Annotated in this window: 18 protein-coding genes; 14 read left to right on the top strand and 4 right to left on the bottom strand. The window is 32.6% G+C overall.

Features of this window, described 5'->3' with window-relative positions; translation table 11 throughout:
- Position 1 precedes the first annotated feature (1 nt).
- The 8 genes from DRF65_RS23940 (at position 2) to DRF65_RS23905 (ending at position 5,251) form a co-directional block, all read left to right on the top strand.
- Complete coding sequence (locus DRF65_RS23940) at positions 2-709, top strand: Imm43 family immunity protein (protein WP_115973242.1); 708 nt, start codon at positions 2-4, stop codon at positions 707-709.
- A gap of 194 nt (positions 710-903) precedes the next feature.
- Positions 904-1,458, top strand: a complete 555-nt coding sequence (locus DRF65_RS23935; RefSeq protein ID WP_165852308.1) for an RHS repeat-associated core domain-containing protein — start codon at positions 904-906, stop codon at positions 1,456-1,458.
- A gap of 11 nt (positions 1,459-1,469) precedes the next feature.
- The gene (locus DRF65_RS23930; RefSeq protein WP_115973240.1) at positions 1,470-1,988 is read left to right on the top strand and encodes an ankyrin repeat domain-containing protein; all 519 of its coding nucleotides are present in this window, start codon (positions 1,470-1,472) and stop codon (positions 1,986-1,988) included.
- Between the two features lie 216 nt (positions 1,989-2,204).
- Positions 2,205-2,855 (top strand): RHS repeat domain-containing protein, encoded by a 651-nt coding sequence (locus DRF65_RS29200; protein WP_317126215.1) that lies wholly within the window; start codon positions 2,205-2,207, stop codon positions 2,853-2,855.
- A gap of 17 nt (positions 2,856-2,872) precedes the next feature.
- Positions 2,873-3,301, top strand: coding sequence for a hypothetical protein (locus DRF65_RS23920; RefSeq protein WP_115973238.1), 429 nt, complete (start codon positions 2,873-2,875; stop codon positions 3,299-3,301).
- Positions 3,302-3,479: 178 nt separating this feature from the next.
- The gene (locus DRF65_RS23915; protein ID WP_115973237.1) at positions 3,480-3,758 is read left to right on the top strand and encodes a hypothetical protein; all 279 of its coding nucleotides are present in this window, start codon (positions 3,480-3,482) and stop codon (positions 3,756-3,758) included.
- 126 nt (positions 3,759-3,884) lie between these two features.
- The gene (locus DRF65_RS23910; RefSeq protein ID WP_115973236.1) at positions 3,885-4,808 is read left to right on the top strand and encodes an alpha/beta hydrolase family protein; all 924 of its coding nucleotides are present in this window, start codon (positions 3,885-3,887) and stop codon (positions 4,806-4,808) included.
- 2 nt (positions 4,809-4,810) lie between these two features.
- On the top strand, positions 4,811-5,251 hold the full coding sequence (locus DRF65_RS23905) for a tetratricopeptide repeat protein (RefSeq protein WP_115973235.1): 441 nt from the start codon (positions 4,811-4,813) through the stop codon (positions 5,249-5,251).
- Positions 5,252-5,499: 248 nt separating this feature from the next.
- Here DRF65_RS23905 and DRF65_RS23900 read toward each other — a convergent pair whose 3' ends face one another.
- The 4 genes from DRF65_RS23900 to DRF65_RS28655 all read right to left on the bottom strand — a co-directional run bounded on the left by DRF65_RS23900 (position 5,500) and on the right by DRF65_RS28655 (position 7,545).
- Positions 5,500-5,811, bottom strand: a complete 312-nt coding sequence (locus DRF65_RS23900; RefSeq protein ID WP_115973234.1) for a RidA family protein — start codon at positions 5,809-5,811, stop codon at positions 5,500-5,502.
- A gap of 146 nt (positions 5,812-5,957) precedes the next feature.
- Entirely contained in the window at positions 5,958-6,617 is a 660-nt protein-coding gene (locus DRF65_RS23895; protein WP_115973233.1) for an alpha/beta hydrolase family protein, read from the bottom strand.
- 24 nt (positions 6,618-6,641) lie between these two features.
- A complete protein-coding gene (locus DRF65_RS23890; RefSeq protein WP_115973232.1) occupies positions 6,642-7,052 on the bottom strand; it encodes an alpha/beta fold hydrolase in 411 nt (136 codons plus the stop codon).
- 124 nt (positions 7,053-7,176) lie between these two features.
- Positions 7,177-7,545: a hypothetical protein gene (locus tag DRF65_RS28655; protein WP_165852306.1), complete on the bottom strand. Its 369-nt coding sequence runs from the start codon at positions 7,543-7,545 to the stop codon at positions 7,177-7,179.
- 446 nt (positions 7,546-7,991) lie between these two features.
- On the opposite strand from DRF65_RS28655, the gene DRF65_RS23880 reads away from it, so the two are divergent.
- The 6 genes from DRF65_RS23880 to DRF65_RS23855 all read left to right on the top strand — a co-directional run bounded on the left by DRF65_RS23880 (position 7,992) and on the right by DRF65_RS23855 (position 12,645).
- Positions 7,992-8,546 carry a TetR/AcrR family transcriptional regulator gene (locus tag DRF65_RS23880; RefSeq protein WP_115973231.1) on the top strand — a complete coding sequence of 185 codons (555 nt, stop codon included), beginning with the start codon at positions 7,992-7,994 and terminating at the stop codon, positions 8,544-8,546.
- A gap of 74 nt (positions 8,547-8,620) precedes the next feature.
- The gene (locus DRF65_RS23875; RefSeq protein ID WP_115973230.1) at positions 8,621-9,376 is read left to right on the top strand and encodes an SDR family oxidoreductase; all 756 of its coding nucleotides are present in this window, start codon (positions 8,621-8,623) and stop codon (positions 9,374-9,376) included.
- 59 nt (positions 9,377-9,435) lie between these two features.
- Positions 9,436-10,191, top strand: a complete 756-nt coding sequence (locus DRF65_RS23870) for a type 1 glutamine amidotransferase domain-containing protein (RefSeq protein ID WP_115973229.1) — start codon at positions 9,436-9,438, stop codon at positions 10,189-10,191.
- A 481-nt stretch (positions 10,192-10,672) separates the two neighbouring features.
- The gene (locus tag DRF65_RS28980; RefSeq protein ID WP_228438909.1) at positions 10,673-10,822 is read left to right on the top strand and encodes a hypothetical protein; all 150 of its coding nucleotides are present in this window, start codon (positions 10,673-10,675) and stop codon (positions 10,820-10,822) included.
- A gap of 2 nt (positions 10,823-10,824) precedes the next feature.
- Positions 10,825-11,253 (top strand): nuclear transport factor 2 family protein, encoded by a 429-nt coding sequence (locus DRF65_RS23860; protein ID WP_228438907.1) that lies wholly within the window; start codon positions 10,825-10,827, stop codon positions 11,251-11,253.
- A gap of 15 nt (positions 11,254-11,268) precedes the next feature.
- On the top strand, positions 11,269-12,645 hold the full coding sequence (locus tag DRF65_RS23855) for an aldehyde dehydrogenase family protein (protein ID WP_228438905.1): 1,377 nt from the start codon (positions 11,269-11,271) through the stop codon (positions 12,643-12,645).
- Positions 12,646-13,165 lie beyond the last annotated feature (520 nt).

The following is a 13,165-nucleotide window of genomic DNA, read 5'->3' as shown; positions in this document are numbered from 1 at the left end:
TATGACAGATTTATTTATTTGGTTTAATAGGACACAAGGCCCGGAAGGTCACTTTCAGCTTGATGATGTGATTTTTACTAGTAGTTTTGATAGTAAGAAACCAAAATTTGTTGCTGAGCAACCTTGGAAAATGTATGATGCTTCAATTCACGGATTTCCTCCAGAGGATAAAAAACGTTTTCCCTCGAAAATGTATTTAGTTTCAACCAAAAATAAACCCTCAATTATAAAATTTGACTTTTATGGGATGAATAACCTTGCAGTTCTTGTCTCATCTAAATTTTTGACTTTTCTTAATAATAAAGGAATAGATGAGAATTATTATGAAATTGCAGAACTATCTATTATTGATCTTAAAGGAAATGATTTGACAAACAATGAAATCTACTATGCTTTAAGGTTTGTAAGGTTTGATGATCAATTTTTTGATTTTAATATGGAAACTAAAAAAAGAGCTGCAGGATTGAAAAACTTTTTTTTATTTCCAGATATGAAATTAAATACTTATCCTGAAAATAAAAATATTTTTTATATTAATTCACTTTGTTATCGAAACTCAATAATTTTCACTAAAGATGTCGTTAAGGAGGTTTTATCGAATTTTCATTTACCACAAGTATATAATGTAAAGGACTTTCCTTTTGTCTTCAATAATCAGTATAAATGGGATATTCTCCCTTTAAATAATGAATATTTAGTTACTGTATAGAATAGTGTAATCATTTTGAAATATTAAAAAGCAAGCCGAAAGCTTGCTTTTTAATATGAAGGTTATACCAGGACGGAAGCTTTGTTCCTTGCGGTAAAATTGTTGGTGAAGAGCAGTTCAGTACCATCAGTGATTATTTTGGAACCCCAACCCATGCCTATGATCATGCTGGTTCTTTAGTTTGGGAAAGGGAGTTGGATGTATATGGTTCTTTAAGAAAAGGAGATAATGAGTTTGTTCCTTTTTTATATCAAGGGCAGTATGTAGATGCAGATATCAACTTGGTATACAACCGTAACCGATGGTATGATTCGGAAAGTGGTTTGTACACTCAGCAAGATCCAATTGGAATTGTTGGAGGTTTGCAACAATACGCTTATGTTCATGACACAAATAGATGGTTAGATGTGTTTGGATTGACAAGAGGAGCAAGAGTGAGTAAGTTGCCGAAACATTTACAAAGAAGACCTAAATGGAGAAAGGATACTATGGACGATTTAAAGAAAAATAGTCCTAAGAATGCTGATGGTAAATATCTTGATGCCAAAACTGGACTTCCTATTGAGCCAGGAAATGAGATTGTTGGTCATCAGAATCAATCTTGGCGTGAATATCAAGAAGATCCTGCCAATGCTAAAAAAACAAGAGCTCAAGTTATAGAAGATTACAATAAGCTAAGTAATTTAGGATTTGAAGATAGCACAAGCAGTTCAAGTGATGGCGGAAAATTTAGAGGACATGAACATTAAAAAATATAATAATGCAAAAAATTGAAGATCTTAAGAAAGTTATAGTTGATTTAAATTTTAGTGAATTACAAAAAGCTCTAAAGGATTATAATATTGAAGAGCATGATAAATTTGGTAATAATATTTTACATTATTATTTAAATTTTTTGAATAATAATGGGTTGACTAAAAATGATTTTAAAGAAGTTATAAATGAATTTTTAAAAAGAGGTTTGGATATTAATGAGAAACAAATTTCAGGTGCTTTTCAAAGAACCCCATTGCAACTATCTGTGGTTTTAAATCTTAGAGAAGTATTTGATTTTTTATTGGAAAAAGGTGCTGAGGTTAATGCTACTGACGCTAATGGAAATTCTATTTTAAGTAATGCTGTTTTTTATTATAATAAGGATAATGAAAGCTATGGACATTATATTTCAGCACTTTTAAGAAATAATGCAGATCCTACGATTGAAAATGAACATGGGGTTTCTGCTTTATCATTATCACAATCTATTGCTAATTCAGATGTAGGCAAGTATTTTGGATAATTTAAGTGCTTATTATCAGTTATTTTACTTACAATTTTTTTAGTATTAAAAAGCAAGCCAAAAGCTTGCTTTTTAATATAAAGGTTATATCAGGAAGGAGACTTTATTCCTAGCGGTAAAATTGTTGGCGAAGGGCAGTTTAGTATTATCAGCGATTATTTAGGAACACCCACCCATGCTTATGATCATACTGGTTCTTTGGTTTGGGAAGGGGAATTGGATGCATATGGTTCTTTAAGAAAAGGAAATAATGAGTTTGTACCTTTCTTATATCAAGGGCAGTATGTAGATGGAGAAACAGGATTGGCTTATAACCGTTTTAGATATTATGATAATGAGGCAGGGAGCTATATAAGCCAGGATCCCATAGGGCTTCTGTCAGGACAAGATAATCTTTATGGTTATGTAAAAGATATTGGAACTTATGTAGACTTATTTGGGCTTGCAGGTACAGCATGGGATGCAATAGACTTTTTCAGGGATCAAAATGGAATGCCAGTTTTAGGGAACTCAATTCCTAAAATAGATGATGGAAAAGGTACTGTAGCATTTGTTGAAGTTAATGGTGAGAAAATATTTGGTATAAATTCTTCTTTACTTGGAGATGGTGACAAGGATCTTTCAAGAGCATGGAGAGACAAAATTGGGTTGGGTGCTGGTAAAAGTCAGGTATTCTTCCATGCAGAAGCATATTCATTAATGAGTGCACATTCCAAATTTGGAGAGTTACCAAGTAAAATGACTTTATATGTGGATAGGGCTACCTGTCCAAACTGTCAAAAATATCTACCTGATGTAATGAAAGCTTTGGGTATTAAAGAACTGGAAATAATAGATAAAAGTGGTAAAAAATTACATTTACACTAAAAAATAAATTAATAAATATGATTGGAGCACAATTTTTAATTGAAGATTTTAAATCTGATTCAAATATCAATGATTATAAACCTTACTTTTTAGATTATGAGGCAAATATAAATGAATATTCCAATTCAGGATATTTTGAATATAAGAATGAAGAGGGTGGAGATATTACACTGTTTTTTGTTGCCGTAAATGGAAAATTTTCTCTTAGATATGATGACAATATCCCAAATTCAAGTTCAGAGCCTAGTTATTATAGTATTGGAAATCCTGATTCAATAAATCAAATTATTGATGCAGGTGATGAAAATATGATTCCACTTGGATCTTTATTAGATGCAGATACAGCATGGTTAGTAATCAATGAGTTTTTTGAACATCCAAAACAAAAATCAACATCCATAAAATGGGTAAATGCAGAACAACTGGATTGGGATGGAGTTGAATAGATTGAATTCAACATATTGAAAACATTAGAAAAAATAAATATTGCAACCAAAGTAAAACTCTTACTTTGGTTTTATTTTAAAGATTTTTATTCTGAAAATAAGGACTAACTGATTAGAGGCGATTGAATCGTATGAAATAAAAAATAATTATTATATAGATGTTATTTCAATTTTTGAAATGTGCTATGTTGGCGAAGAGCAGTTTAGTATTATCAGCAATTATTTAGGAGCACTAACCTATGCTTATGATCATACTGGTTCTTTGGTTTTGGAAAGGGAGTTGGATATATATGGTTCTTTAAGAAAAGGAGATAATGAGTTTGTATCTTTCTTATATCAAGGGCAGTATGTAGATGTAGAAACAGGATTGGCTTATAACCGTTTTAGATATTATGATCTCGAAAGTGCTGAGTATAATTATGTCCAAACTGTAAGTGTTCTACAAATGGTTTTATGAAATGTGGAATTGTTGCCAATAAATAAAAAAGCACAAAACTTTTTGTAGATTTAGGTATTATAAAAAAGTTTGCAAAATAACCCTGTAGGCTTTATTTTTTACTTCATAAAAAAGTATAAACTAAACATGAAACTAAATATTCTTAACGCATTGAGTATTTTTAAAAATCGCTTATTTTCCAGGCAGTTCCTGATGATTACTCTTGTAATATCCTTTTTCTTCATTTACAGTCCGGCATTAGCAATGCCATCGAATGTTACCGTTAAAAACGTAAAGTTTTTTAGTGAAGGAGATTCGCTTGCCGGAACCCTTTTTAAACCCGACAATATTTCTGCAGCTGTTGTTCTTGTTCATGGGTCCGGACAAGAAAAAAGGATGATAGAATTGGCAACACTTTTGGCTAAAAATGGGATTGCTGTTTTTACGTTTGATAAAAGGGGAGTAGGTGAATCAGGAGGCACTTATGCGGGACCGGAAGTAGGGACTAATAATGTAGATTCTCAAAATCTCAATCTTTTGTCCTCAGATGTGAGTGCCGCGGTGAATGTATTGTCTAAATATTTGTTAAATGATAAGATATTGATTGGATTGATGGGAGGTAGCCAGGCTGGCTGGATCATTCCTTTAGCTGCCGGAAAAAATAAGAACATTAAATTTATGACCATATTTAGCGGAGCACTTATAACCGTCAAAAAACAGCTTCGTTTTCAGTTTTACACCAATGGAAATTCGAAATTTTGGGATACCCATTCAGAAGAAGATGCACGGAAGCATATCATGAATGACCCCGATAAATATGAGTTCATAGACACAGACCCCCGAGAATCCCTTTCTAAATTATCAATTCCGGGATTATGGATTTTTGGAGGAAAAGATATACAGGTCCCTGTGAACTTATCTATTGAATATCTGAATTCTTTAAAGTCTAGGAACAAAAATTATGAATATAAATTGTATCCGGAATTAGGACACAATACTGCATTCTCAGGCTCTGATGAACCTGTTAACTATGCTATTAAATGGATAAGAAATATAAAGTCATCTAATTGAATATGAAAGGGAAAAAACAATTGGAAACAGCCAAATCTATTGGATTAAAAATTACTGAATATCCATCTGTGCTCTCATATGAGGAAAGAATAGAACTTTATTGTACATATTCGGAATTAATAAGAAAAAGCGCTTATTCAGGAAATAAAGAGGCGCAATATTGTTATGCCCAATTGTTTGACACAATGTCATTTATGGCCTTCAATAATTCCCAATATAATCCTGAGAAATGTATTTATTGGTATTCAAAATCAGCAAAAGGAGGGTATGCAGAGGCTTACAATAACCTGGCTGATTTTTATGAAAGAGGAAAAGGAGTTCCACAAGATTTGAAGAAAAGCTATGAATTGTACAAAAAAGGAGCTGAGCTTGGTTCAATGACAGCAAAATCAAATTTGATGATCTTTAAAAGAGATATCAAAAAGGGGAAGTCTAAATTCTAGCTTTTGGGATCAGAGTCTTTCCATATTCATTATTTTGCCAAATACTTGCTTTTTCAAATTTTTCATATTAATAATATTTTTATGTTGTAAAGCAAATGTCAGAAATAATTATTGCGTTATAGTTGAGATTAATAAATTTTAACTATAATGTGGTGATAATTTTTCATTCCCGTTGATGGCGGGAATTAGAAGGGCAATATCTTGAAATCATAGTTCTTATAATATTTGTGGTAGGGAAAACTATCAAATTATTTTGGTAAGTGTGCAATCAATTCAACTTCCAATTTTGCTTTCGGCATATATAATCGTTCTATTTGTACCCATGTGGCTGCTGGAAAGTCTCCTTTGTAAAACCCCTTTCTAACGTAGTTATATTTTTTCATGGTTTCAATATCTGTTGTATATAAATTTTCTTTTACAACATGTTCAAATGTAGCACCATAACTGGATAATGAAGCTTTTAAAGCGTTATAAACAGATGTAATACCTTTAGCGGTTATATCGTTTGTTACAGCACCAGAAATGTAAAGAATATTGAAGTTAAAGTAAATGGATTCCAAAAGTAGATTCTATTTATGTCAATATTATTCTTTTGCGGATCAAGGCATCTTATAGATGTTTTAATCTTTTTGTACATAAGACTAAGCATACTCCTCCATGCTTCTCTTGGCTGAAAGAGAGCTTATTATTGGCTTATACGTTTGTTTTAATTATGCTTCTTAAAAAAAGTTGTTAAGGAATTATATAATTGTTCAGGTTCTTCACTTGGTACATTGTGAGAAGCATTTTTGATATAGACTAATTCTTTGTCTTTTTTAGGAACAGCTTTTAATGCTTTATAAATCATTTTTCCAGATTCTACTCCAATTGCATAGTCGAATTCTCCTTGTATAATTAAGATAGGCGTTTTAATAACCGATATTTCATTTAATATATTGAGATTATTGTAAGATTCTTGAGCGTGAAAAACTTCGTTAACATACTCAAATTTTTTCATTACTTTTTCTAAAAGTTCCGGTGTGTATTTATTTCTGGTATAGAAATCTGGGTCTTTCAGCAAATTATCTATGACTGATTTTTTTTCAGGTTGGGCCCAATAGACATCAAATCCCAGATCTTTTGGGAATTCATATCTTATTGTATTCATATCAGCAAAAAAAGTTTTATTAAACCCACTATTTTCTATAGTGTCTAATTTTTTCAATATATCATTATATCTGTTTATTTTAATGGGATCATCAGTTTTCTTCAAGAGCTTATTCGCCAATTGTTTTTCATGTTTGATTAAAGCAAAAGTATTATCTTGAATATTTGCTGTACCAGAATTACTGATAAATGAATTGATTTTTTCTTGATGTTTTAACAAATACAAAAAGCCGTATGTTCCTCCCTAGGAAGTACCTAAAAGATTTATTTTTTTGTCCGGATATTTATTTTTGATATAATTTATCACATCGTCCAAATCTTTCACAAATTGATCGGTTGTAAACATCGTTTTATCTCTGAATTCATCAGATTTACCACTTCCTCTTTGATCAAAATAAACCATCAAATAATCTTTTTCAAAAACATTTCTAAAAAATTCATGGTCTACATTGAATGCTCCAGGGCCGCCGTGAAGTGTAATGATAATGGGTTTTTCAGGATTCCCAACAACTCTTGTGTAAAGATTGGTTTTTTCAATGGGTATAAAAAACTCGATGTCCGTTTGCTTATTTTCTGTCAGGTTTAGCTTTTGTGCATTACAAATATTTAATAGTAAAAAAGAGAGTATAAGTGGTAAAATAAAGAATTGTTTCATTGAACTTAATTTTTTTATTGTGTTATATTCAAAAGTTAAAAGCTTACAATAAGCACATTGCAATATTGGAATCTTCACATTAATAATGCTTTTTAAAAATAGTGTGTAATATATTTATTTAATCTTAACGATTTTCTCTAAATATACTATTTTTTCTTTCACTGCTTCTAAATAAGCGCTCATAAAGTTTTTTATTTTCTTCATGTGCTTCAATTAACTTATCAAGTGGATTGAAAGTGCAGAAGTTGTTACGGATTGTACTATCAGTAATAGTACTATTGATGATATTCATTACTTTATCATCAAAATATTCTTTGATAGTTTCAACAGGTATTTCTAATATCTTAGCAATACTTTCTAATTTAGAATCTTCAACAGATTCACTGTTTTCTATAATAGATACTGAGTCTAAAAGACAAGAACTACAGGAGCCTTCTTGGACAAAAGAAGTGTTTGAGCAGTTTGATGTAGTTGTAACGTTTTGTAAACACATCGTATTTCCTTTTGAAAGTGATTTTCACTTTACTTATCTATCTCTTTATCTGAATCCACACTTTATTATTTATTCTTGCAAAGAAAGTAGTTGGGGAAGTTTATTACAGAACTTTTACACTTTTTCAATTAGAAGACAACTCTTTCAACTTGATAATTGGGTATTAGAGATAAAACAAAAGCACGAGGACTATAAAGTCCATTTTATTGACTCGCTTAAAGTATGCTGTTTTTATCATTGAATGGATCTTAAACTAGTCAAATAGAATCCAATAAAAAACATCGTATATTGCTTATCATTTGAATAATCAAGAATGTTTGATTATTTAGTTTAAAGTATTGTAGTTTCAAGATAAGAAAGTATTAATTCATGAATTATTATAAATAATAGGAAAAAAATCATCTGATAAAGATGTTTATTTTTATAAATTTGGAACTTAGATTTTTATGAAAAGGATACAGATATTAAAAGCCGGTCTGAAATTGTTTGTCATTCATGGTTTGCATGCAGTTACGATTGCTCAGGTGGCAGCTGAAGCTAAAGTTGGTATAGGGACTGTTTACAGGTACTTTAAGAGTAAAGAAGATATAGTACAACAAATTTGGATTTTACAAAAATCTGAAGAGTCTTTATATATCTTTAAAAACTACAAAGCGGTAGGTAGTATTCGTACGCAATTTAATTTTTTATGGGAAAGAGTGATTAGTTACTTTTTGGAGCATCCTCTTGAATTTCAATTTTCTTATCAATTTGCTGCATCTCCTGTATTAACTAAGGACATTCATGAAGTAGCAATGAAAGATTTTCTAAAATTTGATGAGCTGTTTGAAGCAGGCATAAAAGAACATTTATTTAAACCTTTAACATCTAGACATCTCAGGCTTTTTACTTTCAGTACCATCAATGGATGGATCTTATGGGCTATTGATGAAAAAATGACAATTGACCGTGAAGTAATTGATATGTTTATAGAGATGTCCTGGGACGCCATCAGTATTTAATATTTTTTTAACACAAAAACTGACGGAATATTCCGTCAGTTTTTGTTAGATTTGTTTTACATAAAACAAATATTATGAAACACAATGATTTAAAAGGCAAAAATGTCCTTATCGCAGGAGGTGGCAAAAACCTCGGAGGCCTATTAAGCAAAGACTTTGCTTCAAAAGGAGCTAATTTGGCAATTCATTATAACAGTGAAAGTTCCAGAGAAGAAAGTGAAAAAACTCTGGCAGAGGTAAAAGCTTTGGGAGCTGAAGCATTCTTATTTCAGGGAGACCTTACTAAAGTAGAAAACATTACAAAATTTTTTGATGAAGCCGTTAAAACTTTCGGAGGAATTGATATTGCTATCAACACGGTCGGTATGGTACTCAAAAAACCATTTGTAGAAACTACCGAAGCCGAATATGATGTGATGTTCGGAGTTAATTCAAAATCAGCGTATTTCTTTCTTCAGGAAGCTGGGAAAAAAGTGAATGACAATGGGAAAATCTGTACTATTGTTACGTCTTTACTTGCTGCATACACAGGATTATATTCAACTTATGCAGGAGCTAAAGCACCGGTAGAGCATTTTACAAGGGCGGCATCAAAAGAATTCGGCGGCAGAGGAATTTCTGTAACGGCAGTAGCTCCAGGTCCTATGGATACCCCTTTCTTCTATGGTCAGGAAACCGCAGATGCAGTAGCCTATCACAAATCGGCAGCAGCATTAGGAGGGCTGACGGATATCAAAGATATTGCTCCACTAGTAGAATTTCTAGTAACTGACGGCTGGTGGATCACTGGACAGACAATTTTTGCAAATGGTGGTTATACTACACGATAATTTGATGATTTTAAACAATTGGTGCATAACGCACCAATTGTTTTATAGAAAATATAATTATGAATAATCAGAATAATGTGATCAAAAGATATGGGAAGCATAGTTACCCAAAGAAAAAAATATTGTGTCTTGTTTCCAATGTTGCCAGTCTCCATGGTATGGAGGTAGGTTTTTTTGCTGAAGAAATGACAAGACCTTTCTATGACTTTATCAATGCAGGTTATGATGTAGATGTAGCTTCACCCGATGGAGGAGAGGTTAAATTTGATGGACACAGTAATCCCGAAAATCCGGAAGGAACTTATCCTAACGATTTGGTAAGCATCGGTTTTGTACACCATAAAGAATTTGGAAAATGGATGCGAAATACAAAAGCAATCTCCGAAATCAATATAAATGATTATGATGCTGTTTGTGTGGCAGGTGGTGGAGCTCCTTTGCTTACATTTAAAGATAATTTAAAATTGCATAAACTCATTGCAGATTTTTATGAAAACGGTAAAATTACCTGTTTGATCTGTCATGGGACATCATTGCTTTTATGGACACGATTAAGTGATGGAATCCTTCTGGCTGATGGAAAAACTTGGACAGGCTTTGCTGACAGCGAGGGGGATATGATTAACCAAATGTTCGGAATGAAAGTAAATGACTACACTATTGAAACTGAAGCTCGCAAAAACCAAAATACTACCTTTGAAGTGGCGGGTGCATTGGAGCCTTTTGCTGTACGAGACGGTAGATTAATTACAGCTCAACAGCAGCACAGCAGCTACCTGGCATCGCAGCTGGTCATTGAAGCATTGTCTGAATAATTAATTTAGATTTAAGTATAATTTAAAAATCAGGATGATTATAAACTTGTTTATGATTGGATTGTCCGGATTTTACTTCTAATCATATAAATGGAAAACAGAAAATATAAGAGAGCGGCTATTATTATCACGAAGTAATCCAGAAGTATCAGTGATATTATTACAGACTCTTGCGTTAGTTTTTTCATATATTCAATACCTCCGCCTGAGCATAAAAATCTTAGATTTGGATTCATTCATAAGCTATAGGATCAATTAAAAGTTTAGAAAATAAACAAGGATGATACTAAAAATTATAAACTCAGCATTGGTGCTTATAGCTGTATTTATGGGAGTTAAACAAGGATAGGTCATGCTTTTCCGGAAAGCATGAAATGATGGAAATATTTGGTAAATAAGGCGTTAACAAAACTGCATTGGCGGTAAATGGTGCCATTACAATGATTGCGGCCTTACTGATTTTATTTCCCAAAACCTTTATGTGGGCAGCTTTTTAATGACCGCAGGAATTTTACTCATCATCTGCCTTCATCTTCTGGATAAAGACCTGAAAGGTGTTCTTATCGAACTTCCGTTTTTACTCATGAACCTGATTATTATTTACCTGCAATATTCTTTAAAAAATACATAATCATGAAAAGTTTAGTAATTATTGCCATATGCTTGTTCAGCTTTACAGCCTGTGGGCAGCAAAAATCTTCATCAAATAGCAAAACAAATAAAACACAACAAAATAATAATATGGATACCAGTAAATTAACAAACAATACTGTAAAGACAGTCTTTGAGGCATGGCAAAAAGGAGATAATCAGACTTTTTTATCTTACTTCACAACAGATGCAAAATTATATGATGACGGAAATCCCAGAGATTTTCAAAAATTTGTAAAAGATGCATGTGGACACGAGCGCTTTACAAGCATTGATAAAGTAGAAAATGACGGAAAAGAGATCTTCGGAAACTTTCATACAGAAAGCTGGGGAGATTTCAGAACCTATTTTAAATTCCATTTCGATGCAGATGGAAAAATCTCACGTCTTGATATAGGACAGGCCAATTAAAAACTAGAATGTAAAATGATGAACAAATATCAGTCAATTTTTGACGCACAAAGAGAATTTTTCTTCACAGATGCCACCAAAACTTATGAATGGCGGATGGATCAGTTGAACAGGCTTGAAAAAATGCTTGTCGAGAATCAGGACGCATTTTGCCAGGCTTTAAAAACAGATTTTAATAAGCCACCTTTCGAACAGCTTTTTGAAATCACTGTCCCCTTAGGAAATATAAAATATTACAAAGAAAACCTGCAGAAACTGATGGCTCCGGAACAGGTTGCTATTCCTGAAGGACTTGAAAAAACAGGGAACAGAGGAATTATTTATAAAGAGCCTTTTGGTGTAGCCCTGGTTATAGGACCGTTTAATGCGCCTGTTTTACTTCTTTTAGACCCTGCAATTGCTGCACTGGCTGCCGGTAATCCTGTTATCCTGAAGCCGGCCAATACCACAGCTTCTGTTGCCAGGCTTTTTGCGGAGCTTATTCCACAATATTTTGAGCCTGAAGCAGTGAATATCGTTACCGGAGGACGCGAAGAAATCACGGAGCTATTAAAGTTACCTTTTGACTTCATATTTTTCACAGGGAGTTCCACTGTAGGAAAGGTAATCATGAGGGCTGCTGCAGAAAATCTTACACCGGTAATTTTAGAACTCGGAGGTCAGAATCCTACTGTTGTGGATGAAACTGCAAATCTTGATATTGCTGTAGATAGAATTGCATGGGGGCATAATGCTATTTCCGGGCAATGGTGTATAGCACCGGGCTATGTGTATGTTCATGAAAGTATTGCAGATGTTTTTATTGATAAATTAAAAAAAGCAACCATAAAAATGTATGGAGATAATCCGCAGCAAAGCCCTGATTTTGCAAGAATGATCAGTGAGCATGACACAGAAAGAGTGGTTTCCTATATTATTCCTGAAAAAGTGGTTTTAGGTGGAAGATATGACGTAAAGGACAGATATGTAGAACCTACAATTCTATATCCAAGCACTTGGGAAGATCCTGCTTTGCAACAGGAGATTTTTGGTCCGGTACTACCTGTAATGGTTTATTCTGATTTTAAAGAAATTGTAGAGATCATCAAAAGAAAACCTAAATCACTTGCTGCCTACATCTTCAGTAAAAACCAGGAGAATATTGATTATTTCCTGAACTCCGTTTCATTTGGAGGAGGATGTGTTAATCAGACTAATCTGCATTGCTGGATAGACAGTCTTCCGTTTGGAGGAGTGGGATATTCTGGAATGGGAAAATATTACGGAAAAGCCGGATTTGATGCATTAAGCAATACAAAAGCCATGTTAATCGGAAATCCGGACCTTGAATTGGATGTTTTTCCTCCCTATGCTAATAAAGATATTGTCAAAAATTTAAGTGTTTTTGGATAACAGCTATAGATAGCAAATGGATAAAAGAAAAATGAATATGATAATTGAAATGAATTTAAGTCCATTCCTGAAAATTAAATAGTGTTCATCACATGCTTTGTTAATTAATAAAGAGAACAGAAGACGGCCTGCAAATAAAATTTGTAGGCTGTTTTTTTAAGATAATTTTTTCTGTTAAAAAAGGAAAATTATTTCCGGAATCATAATGAAATATGTTAATTATATATTTAGATTTCTTTATCAGAATTTTTTTTTTGAGTTAGTTTATAAAGTATGGTGGGCTTACCCCGGTCTCCTTTTTAAAAATTGCAGCAAATACTTCTCTTGAAGAAAATCTACATTCCCATATTCATATAAAGATAAGAAAGCATATCATATTTTTCTTAAGTCTGCCTTAGCTATTGATACTATTAGAACTTTTTTCGGATCAGTGCTAAAAGTTGTGGAGGAACAAATAAGAGATTAACTTTGAGGATGCATATTCCCGACGAGCTATTAAAATTATTGTTACCTGATTTTT

This window comes from Chryseobacterium pennae (assembly GCF_003385515.1).
GTDB classification, from domain to species: domain Bacteria; phylum Bacteroidota; class Bacteroidia; order Flavobacteriales; family Weeksellaceae; genus Chryseobacterium; species Chryseobacterium pennae.
The sequence above is the reverse complement of the archived record's forward strand: the minus strand, read 5'-3'. Positions and strand labels throughout refer to the sequence as shown.